This window comes from uncultured Shewanella sp., from assembly GCF_947501665.1.
Classification (GTDB): Bacteria; Pseudomonadota; Gammaproteobacteria; order Enterobacterales; family Shewanellaceae; genus Shewanella.
The window spans coordinates 22,899-49,551 of record NZ_CANMWS010000032.1; the positions used below are offsets into that span (position 1 = coordinate 22,899).

At 37.9% G+C, this 26,653-nt stretch carries 22 protein-coding genes and 1 pseudogene; 10 read left to right on the forward strand and 13 right to left on the reverse strand.

The window, feature by feature from the left end; translation table 11 throughout:
• The first annotated feature begins 51 nt into the window (after positions 1-51).
• The 5 genes from hslR (at position 52) to Q0976_RS20480 (ending at position 5,354) form a co-directional block, all read left to right on the forward strand.
• Positions 52-450: a ribosome-associated heat shock protein Hsp15 gene (gene hslR, locus Q0976_RS20460; RefSeq protein WP_299495863.1), complete on the forward strand. Its 399-nt coding sequence runs from the start codon at positions 52-54 to the stop codon at positions 448-450.
• A 25-nt stretch (positions 451-475) separates the two neighbouring features.
• Positions 476-1,336: an Hsp33 family molecular chaperone HslO gene (gene hslO / locus Q0976_RS20465; protein WP_299495866.1), complete on the forward strand. Its 861-nt coding sequence runs from the start codon at positions 476-478 to the stop codon at positions 1,334-1,336.
• A gap of 159 nt (positions 1,337-1,495) precedes the next feature.
• A complete protein-coding gene (locus Q0976_RS20470) occupies positions 1,496-3,037 on the forward strand; it encodes a phosphoenolpyruvate carboxykinase (protein ID WP_299495869.1) in 1,542 nt (513 codons plus the stop codon).
• Between the two features lie 308 nt (positions 3,038-3,345).
• Positions 3,346-4,311, forward strand: coding sequence for a cytochrome-c peroxidase (locus tag Q0976_RS20475; RefSeq protein WP_299495967.1), 966 nt, complete (start codon positions 3,346-3,348; stop codon positions 4,309-4,311).
• A 239-nt stretch (positions 4,312-4,550) separates the two neighbouring features.
• Positions 4,551-5,354 carry a DUF4097 family beta strand repeat-containing protein gene (locus tag Q0976_RS20480; protein WP_299495871.1) on the forward strand — a complete coding sequence of 268 codons (804 nt, stop codon included), beginning with the start codon at positions 4,551-4,553 and terminating at the stop codon, positions 5,352-5,354.
• A 36-nt stretch (positions 5,355-5,390) separates the two neighbouring features.
• Here the strand turns inward: Q0976_RS20480 and Q0976_RS20485 are convergent, their stop codons facing one another.
• Entirely contained in the window at positions 5,391-6,206 is an 816-nt protein-coding gene (locus Q0976_RS20485) for a phosphatase PAP2 family protein (RefSeq protein ID WP_299495873.1), read from the reverse strand.
• Between the two features lie 435 nt (positions 6,207-6,641).
• On the opposite strand from Q0976_RS20485, the gene Q0976_RS20490 reads away from it, so the two are divergent.
• Complete coding sequence (locus tag Q0976_RS20490; RefSeq protein WP_299495876.1) at positions 6,642-7,061, forward strand: thioesterase family protein; 420 nt, start codon at positions 6,642-6,644, stop codon at positions 7,059-7,061.
• A 59-nt stretch (positions 7,062-7,120) separates the two neighbouring features.
• Here the strand turns inward: Q0976_RS20490 and Q0976_RS20495 are convergent, their stop codons facing one another.
• From Q0976_RS20495 to Q0976_RS20520, 6 genes are all read right to left on the reverse strand, one after another.
• Positions 7,121-7,531, reverse strand: coding sequence for a thioesterase family protein (locus tag Q0976_RS20495; protein ID WP_299495879.1), 411 nt, complete (start codon positions 7,529-7,531; stop codon positions 7,121-7,123).
• Between the two features lie 47 nt (positions 7,532-7,578).
• On the reverse strand, positions 7,579-9,372 hold the full coding sequence (locus Q0976_RS20500) for a long-chain fatty acid--CoA ligase (RefSeq protein WP_299495881.1): 1,794 nt from the start codon (positions 9,370-9,372) through the stop codon (positions 7,579-7,581).
• Positions 9,373-9,586: 214 nt separating this feature from the next.
• Positions 9,587-10,120: a molybdopterin adenylyltransferase gene (gene mog, locus Q0976_RS20505; RefSeq protein ID WP_299495884.1), complete on the reverse strand. Its 534-nt coding sequence runs from the start codon at positions 10,118-10,120 to the stop codon at positions 9,587-9,589.
• Positions 10,121-10,165: 45 nt separating this feature from the next.
• Positions 10,166-11,149, reverse strand: a complete 984-nt coding sequence (locus tag Q0976_RS20510) for a carbohydrate kinase (RefSeq protein WP_299495887.1) — start codon at positions 11,147-11,149, stop codon at positions 10,166-10,168.
• A 42-nt stretch (positions 11,150-11,191) separates the two neighbouring features.
• Positions 11,192-13,609 (reverse strand): TonB-dependent receptor, encoded by a 2,418-nt coding sequence (locus Q0976_RS20515; RefSeq protein WP_299495889.1) that lies wholly within the window; start codon positions 13,607-13,609, stop codon positions 11,192-11,194.
• Between the two features lie 464 nt (positions 13,610-14,073).
• Complete coding sequence (locus Q0976_RS20520) at positions 14,074-15,288, reverse strand: MFS transporter (RefSeq protein WP_299495969.1); 1,215 nt, start codon at positions 15,286-15,288, stop codon at positions 14,074-14,076.
• A 642-nt stretch (positions 15,289-15,930) separates the two neighbouring features.
• On the opposite strand from Q0976_RS20520, the gene gtfA reads away from it, so the two are divergent.
• A complete protein-coding gene (gene gtfA, locus Q0976_RS20525) occupies positions 15,931-17,412 on the forward strand; it encodes a sucrose phosphorylase (protein ID WP_299495891.1) in 1,482 nt (493 codons plus the stop codon).
• 55 nt (positions 17,413-17,467) lie between these two features.
• Here the strand turns inward: gtfA and Q0976_RS20530 are convergent, their stop codons facing one another.
• From Q0976_RS20530 to Q0976_RS20540, 3 genes and pseudogenes are all read right to left on the reverse strand, one after another.
• A complete protein-coding gene (locus tag Q0976_RS20530; RefSeq protein ID WP_299495971.1) occupies positions 17,468-18,499 on the reverse strand; it encodes a LacI family DNA-binding transcriptional regulator in 1,032 nt (343 codons plus the stop codon).
• Positions 18,500-18,644: 145 nt separating this feature from the next.
• Positions 18,645-19,604 (reverse strand): annotated as a pseudogene (gene rlmF, locus Q0976_RS20535) (23S rRNA (adenine(1618)-N(6))-methyltransferase RlmF); the annotation flags it as partial.
• Between the two features lie 149 nt (positions 19,605-19,753).
• On the reverse strand, positions 19,754-20,170 hold the full coding sequence (locus Q0976_RS20540) for a flagellar basal body-associated protein FliL (RefSeq protein WP_299495895.1): 417 nt from the start codon (positions 20,168-20,170) through the stop codon (positions 19,754-19,756).
• A 311-nt stretch (positions 20,171-20,481) separates the two neighbouring features.
• On the opposite strand from Q0976_RS20540, the gene Q0976_RS20545 reads away from it, so the two are divergent.
• Positions 20,482-21,078, forward strand: coding sequence for a chorismate lyase (locus Q0976_RS20545; protein WP_299495897.1), 597 nt, complete (start codon positions 20,482-20,484; stop codon positions 21,076-21,078).
• Here Q0976_RS20545 and Q0976_RS20550 read toward each other — a convergent pair.
• Positions 21,075-22,214: an immune inhibitor A domain-containing protein gene (locus Q0976_RS20550; protein WP_299495899.1), complete on the reverse strand. Its 1,140-nt coding sequence runs from the start codon at positions 22,212-22,214 to the stop codon at positions 21,075-21,077. The genes Q0976_RS20545 and Q0976_RS20550 overlap by 4 nt on opposite strands.
• A 153-nt stretch (positions 22,215-22,367) precedes the next feature.
• Positions 22,368-22,961: a YhgN family NAAT transporter gene (locus tag Q0976_RS20555; RefSeq protein ID WP_299495901.1), complete on the reverse strand. Its 594-nt coding sequence runs from the start codon at positions 22,959-22,961 to the stop codon at positions 22,368-22,370.
• A gap of 328 nt (positions 22,962-23,289) precedes the next feature.
• Between Q0976_RS20555 and Q0976_RS20560 the strand changes: the two genes are divergently transcribed.
• Together Q0976_RS20560 and Q0976_RS20565 are read left to right on the forward strand one after the other, a co-directional pair.
• Entirely contained in the window at positions 23,290-24,810 is a 1,521-nt protein-coding gene (locus tag Q0976_RS20560) for a metal transporter (protein WP_299495903.1), read from the forward strand.
• A 62-nt stretch (positions 24,811-24,872) separates the two neighbouring features.
• Complete coding sequence (locus Q0976_RS20565) at positions 24,873-25,652, forward strand: NRDE family protein (protein ID WP_299495906.1); 780 nt, start codon at positions 24,873-24,875, stop codon at positions 25,650-25,652.
• A gap of 503 nt (positions 25,653-26,155) precedes the next feature.
• Here Q0976_RS20565 and Q0976_RS20570 read toward each other — a convergent pair.
• Positions 26,156-26,542, reverse strand: coding sequence for a nuclear transport factor 2 family protein (locus tag Q0976_RS20570; protein WP_299495974.1), 387 nt, complete (start codon positions 26,540-26,542; stop codon positions 26,156-26,158).
• Between the last annotated feature and the right edge of the window lie 111 nt (positions 26,543-26,653).

The following is a 26,653-nucleotide window of genomic DNA, read 5'->3' on the forward strand; positions in this document are numbered from 1 at the left end:
CCCATAACTTTTTCCTTATTTTACATGATTTTAAATACATTTTGATACCTTATGTTAGAAATAAATAAAACAGAACTGCAAGTTCGTTTAGATAAATGGCTTTGGGCTGCACGTTTTTTTAAGACTAGAGCTATCGCCAAAGAGATGATTAATGGTGGGAAAGTCCACTACAATGGACAGCGCACCAAATCAAGTAAATTGGTTGAAGTGGGTGCAAAAATAAAGCTACGGCAAGGTTATGATGAAAAAGAAATAATCGTCACTCAACTCTCAGAACATAGACAAAAAGCCTCGATCGCTCAAAACTTATACTCAGAAACAACCGAGAGTAGCACTAAACGCGAAGCCTATGCAGAAGCAAGAAGGTTAAATATTCTTAACAATCCAGCACCTGCTCAAAAGCCTGATAAAAAGCAACGCCGCCAGCTAATACGTTTTAAAGAAAGTTAATTGATAAAGAAAAAGAGACTGTAGAATGAATCAAGATACATTACATCGCTACTTATTTGAAAATGCAGATGTTAGAGGTCAAATAGTACAACTTGAAGAAAGTTACCAAGCGATATTAGCCGCCCACCCTTATCCTGTAGCGATTCAAAACCTACTAGGACAATTAATGTCGGCAACATCATTATTAACTTCTACATTAAAATTTGAAGGTGACATCAGTGTTCAACTTCAAGGTAATGGCCCAGTGTCATTGGCGGTCATTAATGGCGATGAAAAGCAACAATTAAGAGGCATGGCCAGATTTGAAGGCATCATTAATGATGATGATGATTTACAAAAACTTGTTGGCCAAGGCCATATGGTTATCACGTTGACACCTAAAGAAGGGGAGCGCTATCAAGGCGTTGTGGCATTAGATAAACCAACCTTAAATCAATGTCTGGAAACCTACTTTTCTCAGTCAGAGCAGCTCCCCACAAAGATTTGGTTGTTTGCCAATGGTCAAAATGCAGCAGGTATGTTATTGCAAGTACTTCCAAGTGAAACAGAGCAAAATGATGCTTTTGAGCACTTAAGCATGATAACAGACACCATTAAAGCAGAAGAGCTCTTCACTCTTGATACACAAACAGTATTACACCGCCTCTATCACGAAGAAGATATTAGACTCTTTGACCCTATGATGGTTAATTTCAAATGTCGCTGCTCAAAAGAACGTAGTGCTCAAGCAATAAGAAGTATTTCTAAAAGTGAGATCGATGACATTATTAAAGAACTAGGCAAAATAGAAATGGGTTGTGAGTACTGCAATACACAATACATATTCGACAGCATTGATATAGAAGGTATTTTTTCTGCACATCAATATACGGAAAACAAGCAATAATCTATCATCTCAAAAAAAGGCATATTCTTTGTGCCTTTTATCACCTTTTTTAAATTTCTGCTCACCTATTGTACATCGCCTAAGTTACAATCAATTTTGACCATAAACTGACAACAAAGATCAGTACATTTTTGTTTATAACATACGGAGATTAACCCTATGGCGGACGGAATCAACCGCAAACACCTCAACCTTTCTACCCAAGCGCTGATTGACTTAGCACTTAAACGTAATGAAGGAGAGCTTACCTCAACAGGTGCAATCATAGCCAAAACTGGCGCACGCACAGGTCGATCACCTAACGATAGATTCATTGTCAAAGAACCAACGACTGAAAATGATATCGATTGGGGGAAAGTCAATAAACCCTTTGATGCAAAAGCATTTGAAGCACTATGGAGTAGAGTCGAAGCCTATTTAGACGATAAGGAAACATTTGTTTCAGAGTTAGAGGTCGGCGCAGATCAGCAACATTATCAGCCGATTAAAGTCACCACTCAATATGCTTGGCATCAACTGTTTGCCCGTAACTTATTTATTGAGCCAGACCAGTTCAACGTACAAAATAAACCCGTTTGGCAAATAATTAATGCACCTGATTTTAAGTGTGATCCTCAAAGAGATGAAACCCATTCTGATGCAACAGTCATTATTCATTTTGCTGCAAGAAAAGTATTACTCGCGGGCTTGAAATATGCGGGGGAAATGAAGAAATCCATGTTTTCAGTACAAAATTTTTTACTCACTGAACACCGTGTTTTACCCATGCATTGCTCTGCCAATGTTGGCCACCAAGGTGATACAACCTTATTCTTTGGATTATCTGGTACAGGAAAAACAACCTTATCAGCCGATCCTAAGCGTTTACTTATTGGAGATGATGAGCACGGCTGGGGAGCTGGAGGAGTGTTTAATATTGAAGGAGGTTGCTATGCCAAATGCATCGATTTAAGCCAAAAAAATGAACCCGTTATTTGGAGCGCTATTCGTCACGGTGCCGTACTGGAAAATGTAGTACTGGATGAAAATAAAACACCTAATTATCATGACAGCAGCCTCACCGAAAATACACGTGTTGCTTATCCACTTGAACATATTGAACAGCGAAAAATAGAAAACAGAGGCAATGAACCCCATGCTATTGTCTTTCTAACTTGCGATGTATCAGGGGTGTTACCTCCCGTATCAAAACTGACAAAAGCGCAAGCAGCCTATCATTTTCTCTCTGGATATACAGCTAAAGTCGGCTCAACTGAAGTCGGTTCCACATCTGCAATACAATCAACTTTTTCAACCTGTTTCGGCGCCCCATTCTTCCCTAGGCCTGCCAGTGTTTATGCCGAATTACTGATGGAACGAATAGAGTCGTTTGGCAGCCAAGTTTATCTAGTCAATACTGGCTGGACTGGCGGGCCACACGGAGTAGGCAAACGTTTTGATATTCCAACAACTCGAGCCATTATTGATGCCATTGTCAGTGGTGAACTAAAAGACGCAGAAACTCAGCACTTGGAAAAACTAAACTTACACATCCCCTTATCGGTATCAGGTGTCAACACGACATTATTAAATCCCATTGATACTTGGGACGATAAAGCGCAATACGCTGAATTCGAACATGCGCTAGCGGTTAATTTTCAAGAAAACTTTAAACAATATCAAGTATCAGAAGATATACGAAATGCAGGACCAAGCCTTTAACCAAAAGACGGCCTGCAGAATGCAACTAAAGAAGACGCTTTAGAAATAGGATAAGTTTATCTTTCGATTTTTTCTCCTTCACTTCGAAAGATAAACAACACTCAAATGAGCATGTCATTGACAAGCCAGTCCTAAAAAGAATGAATGCTACTATCGATCATTTGTTTTGCTGTATTTCAACAATGCTTATGTTGAAAATTGACATATGAAAATAGGGACAGTTATCCCCTCATGAAGTGACACGGGGATATATCATCAACAAGAATGTGAGCACATATATGAAACAACCTCTAAGACTCATTTTAGCAATGGGCACAGCACTCTTTTTAACACCTTCAAGCTTTGCACAAGAACCCATTAGTATTATTGAACCCGCTCAAGTTAAAGACCCCAAAAAAGTCGAACTGGGTAAAATGTTATACTTCGATCCAAGGCTATCTAAATCAGGCTATATTTCCTGTAACTCTTGCCACAATTTAGCCACTGCGGGCGTTGATTCTTTGGCCACATCCATTGGCGACCAATGGCAACAAGGCCCGATTAATTCACCCACTGTACTCAACTCTCGTTATAATATTGCCCAGTTTTGGGACGGACGAGCAAAAGATCTTAAAGAGCAAGCTGGAGGCCCTATCGCAAATCCGAAGGAAATGGGCTCAACACATTCTCTTGCCGTCACAACAATTGCATCAATTCCGGAATATCAACAGCTCTTTGCTAAAACATTTAAACAAAGTGGCGTTAATATCGACTCTATCACTGATGCTATTGCAGCCTTTGAAGAAACCTTAGTCACCCCCAACAGTCCATTTGATCAATACTTATTAGGTAACCAACAAGCCATATCCACTGATGCGATTAACGGTTATCGCGTTTTTAAAGAAGTGGGTTGTGTTAATTGCCATAATGGTCCAGCCGTCGGCAATAATATGTATATGAAAATGGGTCTCATAAAACCGTTTAATACCACTAACCCCGCTATTGGACGTCAAGCATTAACCGGAAAAGTCAGTGACAAGAATGTCTTCAAAGTTCCCACATTACGCAACGTGGCACTCACTTACCCTTACTTCCATGATGGCAGTACTTGGACATTAGAAGAAGCTGTTACTATTATGGCTGATATTCAATTAGGGAAAACACTGTCCCCAAAAGACACAAATGATATCGTTAAATTCTTAGAAACGCTCACTGGCGATCAACCACAAATCACACTGCCGATTTTACCCCCTTCTAATAAAGACACCCCAAAACCCACTCCCTTTATTTTATAAGTCCTTATTGAGACGCTATTGATTTAGTGTCTCTTTTTTCAGGGGTCCTTATTAGCTAATCTTTGTTAGCAAATACCTCAAATAGTAACCAAAATACTCATTTAGTGATAATAAAATTAACTAATCACACATAATACAAAAAAATAATTCTTTAAATGCAAACACTTAAATGATTGGCATGTTGCTTGCTAAATCCAAGAGGACTCATAGGAATAATATTATTACAAGGATAACAAATCATGATCCGCTCCCTAATCACCATCAGTATATTGTTACTTTCATTATCTGGATGCATTATTTATGTTGAAGGCGCTAATCATGCCCCGCTTCAACATAAACAAGTCATCAAACAAATCAACGCACAAGATCTCAATAGCTTGACAGCTAATGTGGGTGCAGGACAACTGACCATTCATGGTATAAAAGAACAAAAAAATATTATTGTCACGGCTAACATTTACTATCATGACAGTATCCCCACAATTTTTACTCTTGAACATCATGATAAAAATGCGATTCTCAAGGCAAATTTTGAAGAAAGAAGCCATATTCAACCCACGCCATATATTGACCTCACTATATCAATACCCTCGCATTTACCACTCATAATCAATGACGGCTCAGGAGCAATAAATATTACCAATATGGAAGCCAATATTCAGCTCACTGATGGTTCTGGTCACATCAACATTTTGGGTGGACATCACCTAACGATCAACGACGGCTCGGGTAGCATTGACATCAAAAACAATTTAGGAAACATTATGATTACAGATGGCTCTGGCACAATGACTATTAACCATAGTGCTGGAGATTTAATCATTGATGATGGCTCAGGAGACATCAATCTTCAACACATCGCTGGGAATATCAAAATAAATGATGGCTCAGGCGATATCAATGTCAATAAAACTCAAGGAACTGTCACCTTAAATGACGGTTCAGGCGATATCAACATTAATAACACACAAGGGTTAACCATATTGGCTGCAGGATCGGGAGAGGTCGATATTGATAATATCCACGGTTCTATCAAGATGTAAATCCTAAAAAAAACTAAAAACAATAAACCTAAAAAGTTAAATCTTCTTAGGTTTAACTATTAGCCAAAATAATAAAATGTGACGCACAATTAAAATAAGAGCAATAAATATCATTACCCAACGAAAAACCTTCACACTTGCCATTAAAGGAAAATCATACTCACCTTTGATCTCAGTTACCATCAATACAACAAATATTGTTATAAAACTCAATAGCCTCAGTCGTATTCCTAGCCAAATAGTAGGGCAAATGTGAGCAGCGAGGTAAGCGCTACCCAACCCAATAATTGCCCCCATAGCCACATCTGTTGGCCAATGTGCCCCCACAATAATCCTAGAAATTCCAACGAAGCCAGCCATGATAAGCAGTCCAGCTTTAACTCCCCTATGTCGGCATGCTAAATACACACTACCAGCAAAAACAAATGCAGCCGCAGTATGGCCAGATGGAAAGCTAAACTTGAAATGAATATTCCCAATTATATTTAAAGAACTTAAAATAGCCGCCGGCCTAAGCACATCAAAATAATGCTTTGAAACCGTTACCAACAAACCACAAATAATTCCAGCAATCAACATTCTACAAATTAATTCCGGCCTAAAAATCAAAAAGCATAGACTTAGCCCAACCACTCCAACACCGCTACCTAAATCCGTTAACTGAGCAGAGAACCAATGAGGAAAAATCAATGCTAAATGATTAAAAAAATGAAAGCCGTATACATTAACTTCCTTTTTTAACAAGATAAGATAAAGAATCACTAAGCCTGTCAGAATAATACTATAACCACGACGTTGCTCGCGTAAAAAAGCGCGAGATTGAGCAAAATGAGATTGATAAGATGATTTCATAGCAGTTCTTTTGCAATACTTTTGATTTACGAGTATAGGAGAAACACAAGCAAACTGGAGAGGCGTTACAACAAGGCGCTTGTAAAAGTTAAAAAAATAGTTTATTTATTTGAGAATGACTCTTTAATAAAGAAACCTAAAACAAAGCACAAAATACGTTTAAATTTGTCCCGCTTGATAAAAGAATACAAACAGCCTTTGTGGTCTGCGCTATCACTTACTAATCTACAACCAAGGTCGTTCATCCACATCCATATGAACACGACATTTTTTCATCCGTAAACATCAGAGGGAGAAGGTAGATGATGTCAGGACCCCAAGCCAAAATTAACATTACACAGGCTAAGCTTTGTACAAACACTCCACAAACCACTGTATCTATATTCACCAAAGATAAATGGTCCCTGAAAATTAAAAATAATGAGATGAAATAACATGGACAATTTCTTAGAACAATACCCTATACACACTCAAATCAATGTCGCATGGGCAGACATGGATGCTTTACAACATGTCAATAACGTGATTTATTTTAAATATTTTGAAATTGCGAGAATCGACTTTTTAAGTAAAATTAACTTACTGAAAAAAGACACCATGATAGGACCTGTGATCAGTGAAAACCAAGCTAAATATCAACACCCTGTGACATTTCCAGATGCTTTACTCATAGGGGTCACGGTCAGTGATATTAAGCAGGATAGATTTATCTTACACTACACAACTTTTAGTCAAAAATCACAAAAAATCACCACTATCGGGTGGTCAAAAGTGGTCATGTTTAACTTTAAAACGGGCGAAAAAGCCCCGCTATCTCCTCAGTTACTCAACACACTGCAACAGTACGAGCAATAGACACAAAAGACTTGCTTTCCTTATGGATAAGAAAACAAGTCTTCGCCCCCACTTTAACTTTATATTTCAAGGGGCATTAGCTCACTTAATTGCACTCGAATATCATCTGTTAAAAGCTGGCTTTTATTGGTTTTATAATCATAAAATACCATAGTCGTTTGCGCTTCTGCTGTTTTTTCCCCTGCTTGCCAACAAGATTGCGTGACAACAAAACTACTATTACCAATGCGACTCACACTCGTTTTTATCAACGCATCCTTGCCGTAAAACGTGGGTGCATTAAAGGCAATATTAAATCCCGCTAAAATCAAATTCCAATTTGCTAAATTTTGACCTGGGTTCACTATTTCAAAAATGGGTTCTCGCGCCGCCTCAAACCACATAGGTATCACAGTATTATTAATATGACCCAGCGCATCAGTTTCACAAAACCGCGGCTTAATAAGTAACTCAATCTCATTATTTGACACTATAGACTCCTCATCATTCCCAACAAACTGTTCGAGCATGAATTTCATTAACTATACATGGCTTCGATTTCTTGAGAATATTTATGATAAATCATCTTACGACGTAATTTCATCGTTGGTGTAATAAGCCCAGACTCCATTGAAAAAGGATCGGCTAATAAGGTAAATTTTTTAATTTTTTCAAATCCAGCCAGTTCATCTTGTAGTGAATGTAGTCGATTTTCAAAATGCTCAATCACATGAGAATGGCGTAATAAGTCTAATGGGGAACTGTAATCCACCCCTTCATCTTTTGCCCAAAGTTCTAATGATTCAAAAGACGGCACAATTAACGCCGTTACATAATGCTTAGCATCGGCAACAATAGCAACTTGTTCTATTAAGGGGTCACACCCCACCTTACCCTCTACCCGTTGTGGAGCAATATACTTTCCATTTGAGGTTTTCATTAATTCTTTAATACGATCAGTAATAAATAAATTACCATTATCGTCAATAAAGCCTGCATCTCCTGTTTTTAACCAGCCATCTTCAAAGGTGTCCGCTGTCGCTTCAGGACGATTATAATAACCCCGCATAACCGTATCACCTTTCACTAAAACCTCATTATCTTTACCCAATTTGATTTCAACACCAGGTAAAGGTTGACCATTCGAGCCCGTCACACGGTTTTTTAAAGTGTTTAACGTCACCGTCGCGCTGGTTTCAGTCATACCGTAACCACATAATACAGGTAAGTTAATACTATGAAAAAATCCTGCCACTTTAGACTCTAATGCAGCGCCACCACAAGGCATAAATTTAAGTCGCCCCCCCAATACTTGCTGTAGCTTAGAAAAAACCAATTTATTGGCCAATAAAAACTGCACACTTAACAATAACGATCCCTTGGCTCTACCTTGGCCAACTTCAAAATGTTTTTCACCGACAGACAATGCCCAAGCAAACAGCTTTTTTCGCTTATCGGGCGCTTTAGCCACCTTTTCTTGCACCGCACTATACACTTTTTCTAAAAAGCGAGGTACGACACATAAAGTATGTGGACGCACTTGAGTAATGGCTTCTTTAACCTTCATCGGATCTTGCAAATACACATTACAACCTCCTCGCCCTAATACGTAAAAGCTCCAACCTCGCTCAAAAACATGACTTAAAGGTAAAAAAGCTAACGATACGTCACCTGATTCAAAATTAAGCTCACTATCGTGCTGGCGAATAATCGTTGCAATATTGCGATGATCTAAAATCACGCCTTTAGGGTTGCCTGTTGTCCCAGAGGTATAAATTAAGGTAAGCATATCATCGAGGGGTAAATCAGATAAACGCTGTACTAACTCTTGCTCACACCTAGCATCAACTGATTGCGCCAATAAAGCATCAAGATGAAAATGGCTGTGTTGATCGATTAAATCGACACTTGAATCGAAAACAATAATTTGCGTTACACTAGCACACTCTTTAACAAGCTGACACGCCATTTGGTATTGCTGTAAATCACCCGCAAAAATCAATTTAGCTTGGCTATCGTTAATGATATAAGCGGCTTGCTCTACAGTGCTGGTCGGGTAAATCGGTACAACAACCGCCTTAGCTTTCAGCATACCAACATCGGCACAAGTCCATTGGGGGCAATTTTGGGATAAAATTACAGCCTTATCTTGAGCTTCAAGTCCAAACTGAATTAATGCTCGTGCAATTTGTGATGTGTAAGTATCAAATTGGCTCCAACTCACACTGTCCCAAGGCGCGGTCATTTCAAAACCCTTTAGCGCGATGGCTTCACCAAGTGATTGACTCTTTTGCTGAATAAGTCGGATAACATGATATTGTTCGAGAGACATAAGATAGCTACCTTCATCGCTTAAAAGCGTATTATTTTTTAGCCATATTACTTGAAGATGCAATAAAAACTAAGAGTTTTTGCTCTATTTCTCTTCAATAAGTCGAAAAAACAACAAAATAAGGAAAAGGTAATATTATATTTAAGCAGCACTCACCCACATTAAAATGTAGGTGAATAGTATTTATTTTCAATAAATTAGATTAAAATGAGGCTTACTTGGCTTTGGGTCTAAAAGGCTTTATTACTGCTTCATTACACTGTAAAAAAGGTCCTTCCATTAAATCGATACAATAGGGAATAGCAGGAAATACTGCATCTAAGCATTCACGAATGGATTTAGGCTTGCCAGGTAAATTCACTATCAATGAATCACCACGCAGTCCAGCCGTTTGTCTTGATAAAATAGCTGTAGGGACAAATTTGAGCGATTCAGCACGCATTAATTCACCAAATCCAGGCATTAAACGATCGCATACTGCTTCTGTTGCTTCAGGTGTGACATCCCTTCTTGCAGGCCCCGTTCCGCCCGTTGTGACAATCAAACAACAATGTTGATCATCGGCTAAGCGAATTAATGTTTCCTCAATCACATCTTTTTCATCAGGAATCACCTGGTAAATAGGCTCCCATTCAGACACTAAATACTCATTGAGAACATCAATAATCGCCTTACCTGACAAGTCTTCATAAATGCCTGCACTGGCTCTATCACTAACAGTCACAATTCCTATTTTTGCTACGCTCATTGGCTTGCTACCTATTCCACTCTATTTATGAGCCAGTATACAGAACTAATACAAACTCATCACCTCATCTAAGCAAGGTAATGCTGGAAAAGCCCCTTTTTGCATACATGTTCTCACGCCACATTGCACAGCAAAAACCACAGCTTGATGCATTAATTCTTCATCATTAAACATCTCTAGAGATAATGCCTTACAGGAAATTTTATTGGCTTTAGAATGAGATAAACCAGCTGTCAATGCAAACCAAAATCCAGCCACAAAACTATCGCCTCCACAGGTCGTATCCACAGCTGCGATCTGTGGCACAGGCACCTGAAAAACAAAAGTTGGAGTGATAATGTCTACGGCATTAGCACCATCTGTCACTAAAATCGCTTTTACTCCTTGGGTAAAACAAAAGTCGAAATAGACCTGTCTTTCGACACTTTTCAGCTGCGCTAAAAAGTCGACCTCTTCTAGGCTCATTTTTAATACATGGGTAAATGGGTAGCATTGCTCAACGCTTACTGATAACGCAGTCATATCCTGCCATAATTGCTGACGTAAATTCACATCAAAACTCACCAACAAGCCCGATTGTCTGGCTAACGCTAGCCCATATAAACTGGCCTGTAGAATATTTTCATGAGTTAAGGTATTAGAGCAAAAATGAAAAATATCAACTTTACTCCAATTCACCACATCAAAATGTGCCTGCGTAAAACACAGATCTGCTGTATTTTCTCGATCAAAGTGAAAAGTGCGTTCACCTTTATTATCTAACACGACTTCAACCTTGGCCGTAAAAGCATCCTCAATATCGGCTAAATAATCTGTTTTTACACCATATTTTTGCAACGTTTCTTTCAACATACAGCCAAAATTATCTTGACTTATACCACCGGCAAAATAACTCACGCCCCCCAATTTAGAGAACCCCACAGCCACATTAGCTGGCGCACCACCAGCAATCGGTAACAACACAGATGAGTCATCATCGCTGGGTAACAAGTCGATTAAAATCTCACCAAAACAGAATAATGCTGCCATCAATTGCTCCCAAAAAAGCCCAAAAAGGGCTTTAATTCACGGTTAAAAGTCGTATTTAAGTGTCGCTGAAGTGGTTCTACCGTTAATGGTACGGGCACGAATAATATCGTTACTACTGGTAACGACTCCTTCTTCGGCCTCTGTTATACCAGTAGCATCAAATAAATTATTAACGTTTAACGAAACCGTTAAGCCCTCAGTGATAATATAAGAAGCAAATGCATTCACTTGATTGTAACCATCAAATTTTAATGCATTGATATCTTGAACAATATTATCTTGCGCGTAACTTGCTGTCGTTCCAATTAAGCTTAGTCCGACACTGGCGAGATCAAAGTTGTACTGTCCCATTAAGGTATAAATATAGTCAGCTTGCCTTCTAGGGGTATTTCCTACAGAATCAGAATTTAATTCATCTTTGGTGATTTCCGCATCGGTCCATGTCACATTACCTCTAAAATCAAAATCACCAATATAATACGCAGCTTCTAATTCAATACCTTTTGCTTCATATTTACGATCAAAAAAATCTTGACTGGTTGCCTCAAAGTTTTGCTCTTCAGTTTCAGCATAAAAAGCCGTAGCAAATAAAGATAATGCATCTAACCGATACTTCACACCCAATTCATATTGATCTACAAAGTCAATGGCATCTTGCTCTGACACAGAACCATCATCATTAACTTTACCGTAGAGTAATCTATCGGCATTCACTCGCCCTCCATGACTTGAACGAGCAAACAATGCCAAGTTATGTGCAACCGAATAATTAACACCAAATGAATAAGACAGGTAATTCCAATCATAGTTAACAGGCATTGGATTGGCGTTATCAACTGAGGAAACACTCATTTCAGGGATAGAAATATCACCATCTTGGTTCATATCAATTTCAGACTGCACGCTTGATGCATAATAGCCGGTGGCGTCACCTGAGTCATAACGAACGCTAGCATCAAATGAGAAATCGCCTAACTGGGTCGATACTGCTAAATAAGGTGCACGAATAGTGTAATCAACATCATACTTTCTCTGGCAACAGTTATCCCAATAAGGAACCCCATAAGCATACAAGCCATTATCTGAATATGATGTACCGTCGGCACCAATAACATTCAACAATGCTGCATTATCCCCTTTTAATTCCATCACATATGAATTCCACATCCAGGACATACCGATGGTTTGTATACTGTTGTAAAACCCCAAAGTAATACTGGTATCATCTAACGTTTTAATTAATTTAAAGTCATTAACAATAGAACTTAAATCATCCATACTGACATCAAAAGTATGGATCCGCATTGCTAACGCATCATCACTCAAAGTTGAACCCGCTTGAGGGCCATTAGCATAAACCAATGTTGCACCGTCACCACCAATACTGGTCGCAATATCATTACTTGACGCAACTTCGGCAGGGAAAGGAGATAAGAAATTCCCACTAATATCAGAGTATCTAAATCGATTTTCTATTTGCCAATCATTTTCAAGTTCAAAAGAAGCTTCTAAGCCAAATGAATTAACAAGTGGGTTCATGCCATTACGCATATCTCCATTTCTCATCTCTCCGTCCCCCCCTAAACTATGGGTTGATAAGAAATAAGCGGACTGAATCGCATCTGAACTTGCATTAAAACCCGGAATAGAGCGCCCATCAGCGTACATAGGCATAGGTAAGTAACTTACCGTTTTATCATTTAAATGTTTAAAATATAATCGCACATAACCAGCATCAAATTCTTTCGTTAAATTGGCTTTTATTTGCCCACCATTATTAGAGGTATACCCTGTATTTCGAGAACCTTCCCCTTCACGTACAAAGCCCCCTATATGAAAACGAGTCGTGTCATTAATATCACTACCATACTCAAAATCCGTACGAAAAGAGTCATAATCAATACCATATGTTGTCGCAATACTGCCTGAATCGCTGTCACCCGTTTTACTGATCACATTAATAATTCCACCTGGAGCATTACTGGCGAGAGTCGAAGATGAACCTCCACGAATAGACTCTATTGTTTCCATCGTACTATCGAGTCTTAAAAAAATATCTGCATTGGCAAAGGCGATATCACCAAATTGCAAAATAGGCAACCCATCTTCTTGTATTTGTAGGAATTTTGAACCTCCAGCAGCAACGGGAAGCCCTCGCACTGCAATATTGGCATTTCCATCTCCCCCCGTAGATTCCACTTTTATTCCAGGAATAATACGAAATGCTTCTGCAGCCGTTCTAGGTGAGCTCACTTCAAGTTCATCGGGAGACACGGTACTCACTGAAACACTTGAATCCATCACCCTTGTGCCTTTAGCGACCCCAGTTACAATAATACGCTCCAAGCCTATTGCATCATCTCTATCTTCTATTTGTGGATTTTCTGTTGCGCCTAAGCTTGTGCTTACGGTAAGTGCTAACGAGCTTAATAGATATTTTTTCGATAAGTTCTTATTCATTATTATATCCCATCGTTTATCTTCGTTACTGCTGCTTTATTCTCACCACGTCAGTGGTAGATACTGAAAAACTATTAAAACGAACTTCAGATAAGCGTTACCTTATCAATCATATAAACTGGTTGTTCACCTCCTCAACTTAACAAAATAACATCAATTAATAGCGACTATTTTCAAATTAACAATCCAAATGAGGCCCTAAGGGATCGTGAATATTTCCTATTTACTTCCGTAAACGGTAGCGATAAAAACCCATCAAAATAATCATCGCGTTTGATCTTCATAACATTGAAAAATAATATACACCAAATCGACTTAATCGATTAAGTTGATTTGGTGTTAAATTAACAAAATATATTTTTTAATCAAGTGATAATTTTAAAAACAAATACAAAACATAAAGATACAATTTCTATATATTTGAATATAAATAGTATTTTATTTTATCCTAAATAAGGAAAACACTAATCAACCTCAAGTAAATGGGCGGAGGGATCTTTGATAAGATTAAAAACAGACATAGCACATAGCATTAATGCAAAAAAAGTGGCCAAATAAAATCCATATTTAACATGTCCAAATAAGTCACTAATAACGCCCATCATCAAAGGGGCAATTGCAGCAGATAAAGCCGTAAAAAATAAGATCACTCCCGCAACAGAGCCATGCTGTTTTACAGGGAAACAACTGATCCCTTTAGAATTTAGCGTCGGGTACATCATGGACATAAAAAGCCCCGATAATGGCAATAAAACCAAAGCAGCCTCAACATCCAATAGCATTGCACCTAAATAACATACACAAATAGCTAAACTGAAAACAAACATCACTTGTTGCCATTTAAACCGACTTAGTACCCATCCTCCTAAAAAGCGTCCACATGCTCTCAAGGTAAAAAAGATCGTGAGAGCATAAGTTGCAAGTAAGACAAGCCGCCCTTCATAATCAATAAATAGTGAAGGCATCCAAACATATATTGCAACTTCAGTCGCTACATATAAACCTATCGCTAAAGAATAACCCAATGCATAAGGGTTACGCATCATTTCCATGGTTCCCTTTAAGGTAATAGGTTCATCATTAGCTTGTCGAATATCAGGATAACGAGAAGAAAAAGCAATAATGCATAACAACACACAAAATACTCCCACTCCCAAATATAAATATTTCCAGGAAAAGCCACTCACAAGAAAGTAACTCACTAACGCAGGGCCTATCATTGCTCCTAAACCAAAAAAGCCCTCAACAGTATTCATAGTGCTTGAATGTTCAGACGTATTTTTAGAAATATCGCCCACTAAGGCTAATGCACCGGTTTTAAATACCCCTATTGCCATACCAATTAAAGCCAACAACACTAAAAAATAGTAAAAATCATTACCTAAGGCAAATAAAAAACAAGCAAGAGCAAAACAAACTAACCCTAATAAAATCGTTACTTTACGTCCTAATTTGTCAGCTAGATACCCTAAAAACAAACCACTTAATCCAATAAAAATCATTGGCATATAATGAAAAGCACTTGCTTGAGTCATCGATAAATTAAAAGTGGAAATCAGCTCAGGAATAATCACACCTACAGCATCAGACGTCATTGCAAACATAAAAAACATTAAATAAGTTAGCATTTTAATTCGAGATAAATGCGCTTGTTGTATATCTAAGTTAGAACCATCCATCATTACACCTATTATTTTTTTAATATGTAAATAGCCATACAAAACGTTTATCTAATGACAAACACGAAAAAACAGTAACCACATGATAAAAAGAAATAAATTAAAGTTAAAACTTATCACAGCACTCAATGCTAAATAGATATTATCCATTGTAAATTAAATCCCATTTATCTTATACCCGTGATACTTCAAGATGCCTGTTTTCAGAGTGCGTAAAAGTGCCTAATTCAAGGCCTATTATTGCCGAAATGCTTATTGCCTTTTAAGGTGATGCAACGCAGAAGTAGGCACTTTTACACACTCCCAAAGGGTTGGTTTAAAAGCCTTTTATACTGTGTTATTAAACACCAACTTAAAATGACTAGGCTCGATGTTCCATGCCTTGTCTAAAAGACTTTTCATTCCAACTGAATCCTGCAGCTTAAAGTCTCACGAGTATATATGGTTAACTCAAAAGTCAAATATTACTGGTTGTCAGCAAATTTTCCTTGAATATTTTCCAAACATGGTCAAATATACAACTTAATCGATTAAGTTCATTTCTGCAATTTTAAATAAAAAATCAAGATACAAAATGGAATATCACTGATTAGTCAAAATAAAAATACCCGCTAATCGGCATTATCCAAGATAGAGGTTAAAATGAGAAGTAAAGTACAATTAATAACTTACGTTGACAGGATCACAGGAGCCGGACTGAAAGAGCTCAAACATATACTTGATCACGAGCTCAACAACCTCTTTTGTGGGACGCATATATTGCCTTTTTACTACCCAATTGATGGCAGTGACGCTGGTTTTGATCCTATTGATCATATTCAGGTCGATCCTCGCTTAGGCACATGGGAAGATGTAGGAAACATTGGTCAAGATTATGAGGTCATGGCCGACCTAATAGTCAATCACATATCCGCTCAGTCAGATGAATTTCAAGATGTCTTACGTAATCCAAACACTTCGTTATATCGGGATTTATTTCTGACTAAACAGGCAGTGTTTCCAGATGGTATGACCCATGAACAAGAAGCTAAAATCTATCGCCCTCGACCTGGAAGCTGCTTCAGTCGCTATACCTTAGATAATGGTGATGAGGCTGAATTTTGGACAACCTTTACTCCAAATCAAATCGATATCGATGTCAATTCAGTACCCGGCCAAGCTTATTTAAATAAAGCCTTGGAACAATTTGCACAAAGTAATATAAAACTCATTCGATTAGATGCTGCTGGATACGCAATTAAGCAGGCTGGAAGTAGCTGTTTTATGCTTGATAAGACATTTGACTTTATTGATCAATTATCCAAAAAAGCCCATAGTCTCGGTATGAGAACACTGGCTGAAATTCACTCTCATTATGAAACCCAAATCCATATCGCTAAACGAGTAGATATGGTGTATGACTTTGCCCTACCTCCACTTATTTTACATACACTCAATACATCTGACTGTCATGCTCTTTGCCACTGGCTGGAAATAGCACCAAGAAATTGTGTTACCGTTCTCGATACTCATGATGGTATTGGTATTATTGATGTCGGCCCCGATAAAAATAAATCAGGATTATTGACTGAAGAACAAATCAATAACCTTGTTAACAAAATCCATAAAAATAGTGCGGGACAAAGTTTAAAGGCCACCGGAGAAGCGGCAAACAATCTGGATTTATATCAAGTCAATTGCACTTATTATGATGCTGTTGGGCAAAATGATTATCACTATTTACTGGCAAGAGCCATACAGTTTTTCTCTCCGGGGATCCCACAAGTTTACTATGCAGGTTTATTAGCCATTCCCAATGATATGGAGTTACTAGAAAAAACACAGGTTGGCCGAGATATTAATCGCCCTTATTTAAACACCCAAGATATACAGCACGCTCTTAACAAACCCATTGTTAATGCACTCATGAAATTAATCAAAATCAGAAATGAACTCGATGCATTTAATGGACAATTTACTGTTGAAAAAACACAAAAAGGTTTCGATTTATCTTGGCATCACTTACATCATCAAGCATCACTGCAAGTTGATTTAACTCACAATAAAACCAATATCATCATTCGAAATGAAGCAGAAGAAACCTGTATTTCTCTATTAGGCTTACTATTAAAGACGAATAGTTAATTAATATTTCTTATCGGCTGAAGATACGTTCTTCAGCCAATTTTAAACAGCGTATTTAGCAAGTTCCCCCTATTTTTAGCTCATAAGGTAAGACTTCTTCATGGGTGGCGCCATCTACAAATAATTGTGCAGCTTTGATACCTTTTTGCTCTGAAAGCTGATGCACTGTGGTCAAGGGCGGATTAAACCTCATCCCTTCATCAATACCATCGAAACCGACAACACGAATATCGTCTGGAATTTTCAATCCCATATTCGTCGCCTCGTTCATCAAAGTGAGTGCAATCATATCACTCATGCATAAGAAAACATTAGGCCGTGAAGATGAATTTAATACTTGCTTAACGGCAATGCTTGCAGATCTAGAACAACTCTCAGGAATATTCCAAATTCGCTTCGGCTTCAGTTCAACACCTTTTAATGATAAAGCAGATAAATACCCTTTCAATCTCAGATGTGCAATGGATGCATCACTCACTACCGAATCAAGATCATCAACATAACAAGTGGTATCGGTATCCAATAAACGTAACCCCATAATAGCCACATCATCTGTTGAGGATTGAATGGCTAATTTTGCAATTTCCTTTGCAGCTGATTCATTATCAATCCCCACCGATGCATTACGCTGAATATCAAAATCTGCTGTCACGACTTTCTTCTTTACTAATTTAAGCTGATCAACGAGTAATGAATTTCTTGGACGACCATAACAAATGAAACCATCAACAAAATCCACGACACTATTGACATGTTCAGCACTGCCTGAAAAAAGTAACAGATTAATTTTTTCTCTTGCTAATACCGATGCGACTCCCTTCATAAAATGACTTGCAACAGGATCTGATACCATATACTCAACACTATCAGATAATACCAATGCCACTGTATCAAACTTACCTTTTCTGAGTGATTGAGCCGCCTTATTAGGACCTAAATAACCTAATTCAGCACAAGCCGCTAAAATATCTTTTCGACGTTTCTCTGACAGCTGATCCGGTCGATTAAAAGCATTCGATACGGTCGCATTAGAGACACCTAATTTTTCAGCAATGCTTTTTAATGTCCACTTTTTTTCTTCAAACACGTTTTTCGTTTCCACTCGTTTAATGGGGTCCCATTCATGCTACCAATAGCTAGCGACACAACAACCTATAATACAGGGCTGGGTTATAGAGATACAATTGCGATTTGTCGAAAATATTGAGTTAAAACCTAAATATCTTGTCACTTTAAGAATAAAAATCTAACCACAGCGCCTCTTGCTTTTGATTGAAAAAACTCCAACATAAAATACGAGTTTGCTTATTACCCTGTTTCATTTCAATAACTTTTATTTGTTGAGCCTTCACTAACTTTAAAGCTTGTTGGCAAAACACAAGGTTATCTTTTTTAGAAATCAAACTAGTAAACCATTGGCACTGCTGAGAAAATATTTTACTTTCCTTTATCATTTTTTGCATAAATTGACGCTCACCACCCTCACACCAGAGCTCAGCTTTCTGGCCGCCAAAATTTAAAACGGCGCCATCAACTTGACTCTCTTTATGCTTATCAAATGTCTTATTTTTACGTCGATTGTTCGCTAAATTCTTAACTTTACGCTCACTTCCAGCGGTAGCTTCGGCCAGGGAGGCATGGAAAGGCGGATTACACATCGTTAAGTTAAATCTATCTTCAGGCTGGATGATCCCTTGAAATATATGTTTTGGTTCGTTCTGTAACCTTAGCGTTAAATTACCTTTAAGCGCAAGATTTTTATTGATTATTTCTTTTGCATTATTAATCGATAACAAATCAATATCTGATGCAGCAAACTGCCATCCATAAGCTTTTATACCTAATATAGGATAAATGACATTGGCGCCTGTTCCCACATCAAGTACTTTGACTCGACTTCCCTTACGATCCTTATTATGTTGAGATAATAAATCAGCAATATGATGAATATAATCTACTCTCCCTGGTATCGGCGGGCATAAAAAACCTTCAGGAATATCCCAGTACTTAATATCATAATGCAACTTTAACAAAGCACAATTAAGCGCTTTCACAGCGCGAGGATCAGCAAAGTTAATCGACAAGCTGCCATGAGCATTCAATCCAACAAATTTTTTTAAATCCGCGGAACTCCTTATTAATGAAGGAAAATCATAACCTGAATTATGAAGATTGCGTGGATGTAATCCTTTATTATGGATTACAGAAGATGCGTTCGCTTGAGCCCTAGCCTCTTTCATCATGCACCCTTATTAATGTTAAGCATAAAGTGATCAAAAATAATCAAAAACGCAATTATACCGCATAATAGTAAAGGCCCCCCAGCATTAATATCTTAATATTAATTATAAAGATACTGAGTAAACAACAAATTGACCACCAAAGCTTCTCCCACTTCCTCTTCCAGTAATCGATTAACAGCCTCAAAACAAGCTTGACGAATAGCTTCTTTGCCAATAATCGACTTAATTTGCTCTTCACCTTGTTTGCCTAATATTTCTAATATTGCCGCTCTTAATAACGGATCATGATGCTCTATTTGAGCTAAAAATTGTGGTTCACTCACCATTAATTCTACATTCACTCTAACAAAGCCAAGTTTTTTACTATCGCTGATATAATTGGTCACAATATCAGGCTCAAGCCCATAATAAGCATAATTTTTTAACGTTTCATCTTGCGCTGCATTCACTTCAAAAATATTCCAATTTAAAATGCAAAAACAAACAAATAGTGACCATATTCTTTTTTTTATCATTTCCCCTTACTTCCTCAGTAATTACACAAAACTAAAGCATGTTTGATTAAGAAAAGCGACGCCACCTACATTTTATTGTAACCTTTTACAATACTTTCATTTTACTAAGGCTCATCTCTACAATGCATTTTTCTGACGAAGCTCCCAAAATATAGACCCCGCTTGTGATTTAGTTGAGATTTACCCTTGCGCCATGGTAAACTTGAACCTTAATATTTATTAGCTTGTTGATACCGCACACTAAAGCGCAATAAATATCTTAACGTCTAATTTGCCGCTTAAGGGCCTCATTACTCAATACAAGGAATGTCATGCCCACCTCCAACAAACTGAGCTTCCCCTATGGAGAAGAAATTAACTGGCAATCTCCTGTCAACATACACGCTACGCTTGATCCTTACCTCAATACTTGGTTGATAGCCCCCGATAGTTTAACGCAAAAATTAAAACAACAATGCCAGCATTTTGAAGTGAAAGTGTTAGGGGAAGGCATGCATACTTCTTGTATCGGTGAGCTCCCACATCAACAAAAAGTTTGGGTCCGAGAAGTATTATTGTGTTTGAATGGCGAGCCTTGGGTATTTGCCAGAACCTTGATCCCTAAACAGCTAATGTCAATCAAGCAGGCTGATTTTTTAAAACTAGGTTCAAAACCTTTAGGAGAGCTTCTATTTACCAGTAATCAATTTGTACCAGGACAAATCGAAATTGCTAAATTTTCAATCAGTAGCAGACTTGCAGAACTAGCAAAATCATTACAACAAGACGTCAATGAACCACTATGGGGACGTCGTCGTTACTTTCACTTTCAATCAGAGCAATTAATTGTGAGTGAAGTTTTCCTACCGACAGCCAGAAAAAATATTATTAAAATCGCCCAAGAACAGGCTTTATCTATCGTAAGTTAAAATGTGTTATTCAAGGTATAAAATGCCATTTTCATATCATCTAAATGATGCATCATATATAACTTATCTTTCATTTGATTAGACACACGCTCAAAACCCACGAGACTCATTTTGTCATTCAATTCTGCTCCATTCAGATAAATGTCTCCTTCTCCTTGGTTAACAGCAATATCATCAATCAAAATACCATCATAGCCTTTAGCTTCATCTGTGACATAATTAATCGTAATGCGTACATTTCGACCGGCATAACCACTTAAATCATAATTCAAATCAACCCAAGGGCTTGATGCTCCTGACTCTATGACGTTTACAGAGCTGCCAGTTAAAATATTTCTAGCATGATTCATTGGATTACTTGCTTTAGTTTGATTGCCTGCAATGGCAACACCGTCCACCAGCACTTGGCTATAATCATAATCTTCTTCAATTTGCCAACGCGCTTTCATCGATAAATTTAAAGGCTGAACACTCGGCAGCTCAATATCAAAAGACATCGCATTATTGAGTAAGTTTCCTTGCTGAGAATAATATTGATACTCGCCAAAAAATGGCGCATTTAAATAAAAATCACCTCTTGGAAGCGAAATCACAACTTGCTCAAAACCTAAATGTTCAAACATGTTAGGGGTCACGTATTTGCCATCAAATATGCTTTTCTCTACCCGCTGACCTTCTTTCCACAACGCGATAGAGCGTTGCTGCAAATAAGAACGTGAATATGGATATTCACTCAAACTTGATATAAAATCTGGACTAGCAATCAAGCCCTTTGACTTCATTGACGTATCAAAGTCAACGATTAACGGCCTTTGAGAATCACTCTGCGTTGACTGATAAATAAATCCTGTAAAACAAGACCCCACTCCCATAGGCAAAACGTTATAACATCGAAGTTGTGGTTGAACTGCAATAAGCCAAGAACTCAAAGCATCATGCACCGTAAACGGATCTTGGATAGCTCTAGCATGAGCGGGAAAATACAATAAACAAAAAAACAGCAAATAAAACTGACTGAATTTTTTAAAGCTGTTTTTTAAAGGGGCTGCACAGCACAATAAATGCAGGCAAAAAACACACTCTCGATGAAAACACCTTTCAAAAAAGCACTTAAAATCGATAGCTAAGTTTAACATGCATCTCAAACTAGCTTTGCTGACTCTGTAACAACAAAAAAGAGTGTTATATTTTCGCATCACGGTCCCAATTAACATAACCGAAACCAAATAGTAACCTTTAAAACACCTTTACACAAACCTATTTACTAGCACTTAAGTATGGTTTTTATTTTAATTAAGACGACCCATGTAACTTCCAACACCATCAAGGAACATTTGCACTGAAATCATGACCAGCACCATGCCCATCAATCTTTCCATGGCAGTCAATCCTTTCTCACCAAGCATCTTAGTTAACACTTTATAAAAAAGTAAAATAGTCGCACTTAATCCCCACGCAGAAATAAGGGCAATGCTCCAATCTAACATTCGACTGCTATCCGTGTGAGCGAGAAGAATAAGTGCCGCCAATACAGAGGGACCAGCCATTAAAGGAATGGCCATAGGGACGATAAAAGGCTCTTCTCCAGCAGCCAACCCGGCAACGCCACCTGATTGGGGGAAAATCATTCTAATGGCAATAAGAAATAAAATAATACCGCCCGCAATACTGACAGATTCAGAACGTAAATTGAGAAAGTTTAAAATCACTTCTCCAGAAAAGAGAAACAAAAGCATAATAAAAAGTGCAATAAGCAATTCTCTTACCAACACTTTTCGTCGTTTTTTAGGATCAATATGTCTTAAAATAGAGGCAAATATTGGAAGGTTCCCTAGAGGATCCATAATAAGAAATAACATCACTGCCGCAGAAAAAGTATCCATAAATGATTAATTACAAAATTCAAATAATATTGTTATATTGTATACAAAATCTCAGGCAAATAATGCAACACAGCATCAAACTTAATTCATTAAAATAAAATCCTTACACACTTTTACTGTCTTCGAATACAAATCAACCAATAAAAAGAGAATCAGACCATTAAACATGATGGCAACGAAAACAATTAGCCAAGTTTATCTCGAGTATAATTTACTCATCAAAGATTAACAGGCCCTAATAACAAGAAAATAAATGAAAGATCAACAGCTCTGAATAAGGCTGGTATACTAACAATAATATTTTGCCCCTTTTTACTATTTGGATATCATGCTGTATCTTGCTGCTAGCTGCATAGCCCTATTATTGGGCCCTGTTTTTTATCGATTTTTCACAACAGGCACAGGTCTACAAAAAGGCTTAGATGGCTTTATCTTTGTCTCCTTAGGGGGCTTAGTTCTCATCCACATTTTACCTGAGCTACTTGAGCATGGTGGACTACTCTCGATATTATTCTTATGCATTGGTATGTGGGGGCCAAGTGCAAGCGAGCGATTATTTCATCGATATTCTGATGTAACACACAATATCGCCTTATTTTTGGGGGTCACGGGGTTATTGTTACATACGGTTACCGATGGTGGTGCCATCATATTAGCCCAACAAGAAGGTAACTCTAGCTTACTGGCACTAGGCGTTATCCTCCATCGATTACCCATAGGCCTAGCCATATGGTGGTTATTGAAGCCCCAAGTTGGTATTCGCTGGGCTTCTATTGTTATAACGGCCATGATGTTGTTAACTGGAGTAGGTTATTTTGCCGGAGAACAGCTACTTTCTCATTTAAGTTTAGATAATACCGTTTATTTACAAGCTTTTGTTACGGGGTCAATTCTCCATGTCGTCATTCATCAACCTCATGGACACTCCAATAAAGAACATAATGGAAAATATGAATATCCAGCCGGTATCGGCAGCCTACTGGGAATAGGCTTGCTCTTTGGCTTAATGTTAATGGGAACAGATGGCCATAACCATCATGAAAGCTTTGTACCACAATTATTACAATGGATGCTCACCCTTGCGCCTATTTTACTCCTCTGTTATTTAACCGCTTGTGCTCGGTATGCATTAGGATTAACACCTAATATTAACAACCCTCAATTAAAATGGCTTCAAACACTCTTAGGACCCGAAACCCTATTAATCACAGGATTCTTATTAGGGCCTTGGGTTGCATTATTTCAAGCAATAGGAAGCTTGCTAATATCAAGTTACCTAACCCATGCTGACATCAGTCCAACGAGCTCAACATCTTTTACTGGTAAATCATTTTTAAAATTCGGCCTAAGCTATCAGGTCGATAAAAGCGCCCCCTGGGTCTTATTGAGTTTAGTACTCGTTAATCTCATCAGCTACCCTAGCCTCTTACTCATCCACCCTCTATGGCAAGTAGCTATATTGACCATTTTTCTCATTCCTTTGCGTTTTTGCTCTATTGGCGCTGCGGTCCTCTCATTAAGTTTGGCTTATAGTGGCTGGTCAATAGGCGCTATCTTACTACCTTTACTTGCCGCCCCTTTATTCAATACCATCCAATTGAAAAACATATCTTTTCAGCAAATTATGGTGTTATTGAGCTTACTCTTTTTCTCGGTGGCATTAGCCCAGTGGATTAATCCACAATGGCACGCAATATTCTATTTGCCACAATGGCTCAATCTCGTTTCACTAAGCCTTCTGTGCCTGTTATTTTCAGCCAGTTTATTAAAGCTCGGTCCTCGACAGTTTTTATTAAATTTAGTGAGCTTTACGCCAAAAGCACATACACATGATGGGCATAATCATTAAAACGACACATTAATCCACAAAAACAGCTAAGGTTAGGAATATAAATCACTAACCTTAAGCTTATGTGTATACTCTTTATTGCATTAAAAGTACTTCCCCAATACCCACTTATTATTTGTGCTAATAGAGATGAATCTCATCACCGTCCGACCAAAAAAGCCCATTTTTGGGAACCCGAAAAAAAAATATTAGCAGGTAAAGATCTTGAAGCTGGAGGGACTTGGTTAGGCATAAATAAACAAGGAAACATTGCCGCTATTACGAATATTCGAATACCAGAACAAAGCAAACAACCAAAAAAGACACGAGGGGAGCTCCCCATACTCGCTTTAACTCAATCCAGTCCTTTAATATCGCCATCTTGGTTAAAAAAAAATAATCACCAATATCAAGCTTTCAACTTATTATATGGCCATTATCAATCATTGCATTGTTATAATAGCCAAACACAAAAAGACACATGCTTATCCCCAGGTTTTCACGCTATTAGTAATGGGGCATTAGATGAGATATGGCCAAAAATGGCAAAAGGAAACCATGCACTAGAACAATACTTAAATTCACATTCAAAACCAATACCCAGTGAACTCTTAATGCTGTTAACCGATCCCCAGCAAGCAGAAGATAAATATTTGCCTCACACAGGTATTAGCCTAGATTGGGAACGTTTACTTTCTTCTATATTTATCAAGCACCCAAAATATGGCACTCGCTCATCAAACATTATCCTCATTAATCAGCAACAGCACGTTTCTTTTACAGAAGTACGCTTCAACAAACTAGGTCAACAAATAGAACAGCAAGAATTTCAATTAAGCCTTGAGGCAAAACAATCTTTGTAATGATTTCCACAACAAATTATCGGCCTTTATAAAGGGCAGAGCTTATATTTATCTGGCTTGAATTCAAACATCGCTCTACCTTCTTCCTCTCATGTTTACAGATAAACAAATGTCGTGTTCACATGGGTGTGAATAAACGACCTTGGGTAACAGACTAATCATTGATAGCGCAGTAACAAAGCCCCCAAGGCTGCTATCATTTGTTATCAAATAGGATCCACTAAGAATCTTTCGTGATTGAATTATGTTCAGATAAACGTGTTTTAATTGCGGCGAGAAGTGTGATACCTAGTTATTCTAAGCGAATGCCTCTCAACAAAGAGTAAAATACGTTTAGTGGCTCCTACGGACAGCGCTTGTCGCTCCTTTCTAAGGCGTTATCGCTTATTGATGGCGAATAACGACACCGCATAAGCTCTGCCTTGTATAAAGAAACGACAAACTGCTACAGAAACACTCACCAAAGATCAACAGGCCCTAGCAACTTCATAATTTCAAATACACTAACTTTTCCCGCTAGAGGAATGATCTTGGGTGATCACCCAAATATCATTTTTCTTTTCTATTAATATTGTAAACACCCCTTTGGGATTATCTTTTACTCGCATTATTGACCAATTTCCGGTTACCACAGCGGCTTCATTATTCAACATTTTAACTTCATCAACGCTCAAACTTAACTGACCTAAAGCACTCTTATCTGAATTACTGGCTTGAAAAGCATCCAACATATTTTGCCAACCAAATTGAAATTGGCCTGCTGATACAAACCTTAATTTTTTATTATGCCAATAACCTTGCATATAAGTAGAAATATCACCAGCATTCCAAGCCGTTTCCTGCTTTTGTAATACCGCTAAAATATCATCTGTAGGCACAGCATGAGCCATAAATGAAGCTAAAAACAATAAAACACCTAAGCTCTTTTTTATCACAGTATTGTATCCATGCTAATGAAAGATACTGCATTATACGACAATACAAGTCATATTCGAATATAC

Bases quoted from the DNA above. Each gene is read 5' to 3' on its own strand.
- Q0976_RS20470 (WP_299495869.1), top strand. From the start codon at position 1,496: ATGGCGGACGGAATCAACCGCAAACACCTCAACCTTTCTACCCAAGCG.
- Q0976_RS20560 (WP_299495903.1), top strand. From the start codon at position 23,290: ATGCTGTATCTTGCTGCTAGCTGCATAGCCCTATTATTGGGCCCTGTT.
- Q0976_RS20515 (WP_299495889.1), bottom strand. From the start codon at position 13,609: ATGAATAAGAACTTATCGAAAAAATATCTATTAAGCTCGTTAGCACTT.
- Q0976_RS20555 (WP_299495901.1), bottom strand. From the start codon at position 22,961: ATGGATACTTTTTCTGCGGCAGTGATGTTATTTCTTATTATGGATCCT.
- hslR (WP_299495863.1), top strand. From the start codon at position 52: ATGTTAGAAATAAATAAAACAGAACTGCAAGTTCGTTTAGATAAATGG.
- mog (WP_299495884.1), bottom strand. From the start codon at position 10,120: ATGAGCGTAGCAAAAATAGGAATTGTGACTGTTAGTGATAGAGCCAGT.
- Q0976_RS20480 (WP_299495871.1), top strand. From the start codon at position 4,551: ATGATCCGCTCCCTAATCACCATCAGTATATTGTTACTTTCATTATCT.
- Q0976_RS20550 (WP_299495899.1), bottom strand. From the start codon at position 22,214: ATGTTAAACTTAGCTATCGATTTTAAGTGCTTTTTTGAAAGGTGTTTT.
- Q0976_RS20545 (WP_299495897.1), top strand. From the start codon at position 20,482: ATGCCCACCTCCAACAAACTGAGCTTCCCCTATGGAGAAGAAATTAAC.
- Q0976_RS20490 (WP_299495876.1), top strand. From the start codon at position 6,642: ATGGACAATTTCTTAGAACAATACCCTATACACACTCAAATCAATGTC.
- Q0976_RS20500 (WP_299495881.1), bottom strand. From the start codon at position 9,372: ATGTCTCTCGAACAATATCATGTTATCCGACTTATTCAGCAAAAGAGT.
- Q0976_RS20540 (WP_299495895.1), bottom strand. From the start codon at position 20,170: ATGATAAAAAAAAGAATATGGTCACTATTTGTTTGTTTTTGCATTTTA.
- Q0976_RS20475 (WP_299495967.1), top strand. From the start codon at position 3,346: ATGGGCACAGCACTCTTTTTAACACCTTCAAGCTTTGCACAAGAACCC.
- hslO (WP_299495866.1), top strand. From the start codon at position 476: ATGAATCAAGATACATTACATCGCTACTTATTTGAAAATGCAGATGTT.
- Q0976_RS20510 (WP_299495887.1), bottom strand. From the start codon at position 11,149: ATGGCAGCATTATTCTGTTTTGGTGAGATTTTAATCGACTTGTTACCC.
- Q0976_RS20520 (WP_299495969.1), bottom strand. From the start codon at position 15,288: ATGGATGGTTCTAACTTAGATATACAACAAGCGCATTTATCTCGAATT.
- Q0976_RS20485 (WP_299495873.1), bottom strand. From the start codon at position 6,206: ATGAAATCATCTTATCAATCTCATTTTGCTCAATCTCGCGCTTTTTTA.
- Q0976_RS20570 (WP_299495974.1), bottom strand. From the start codon at position 26,542: ATGGCTCATGCTGTGCCTACAGATGATATTTTAGCGGTATTACAAAAG.
- gtfA (WP_299495891.1), top strand. From the start codon at position 15,931: ATGAGAAGTAAAGTACAATTAATAACTTACGTTGACAGGATCACAGGA.
- Q0976_RS20565 (WP_299495906.1), top strand. From the start codon at position 24,873: ATGTGTATACTCTTTATTGCATTAAAAGTACTTCCCCAATACCCACTT.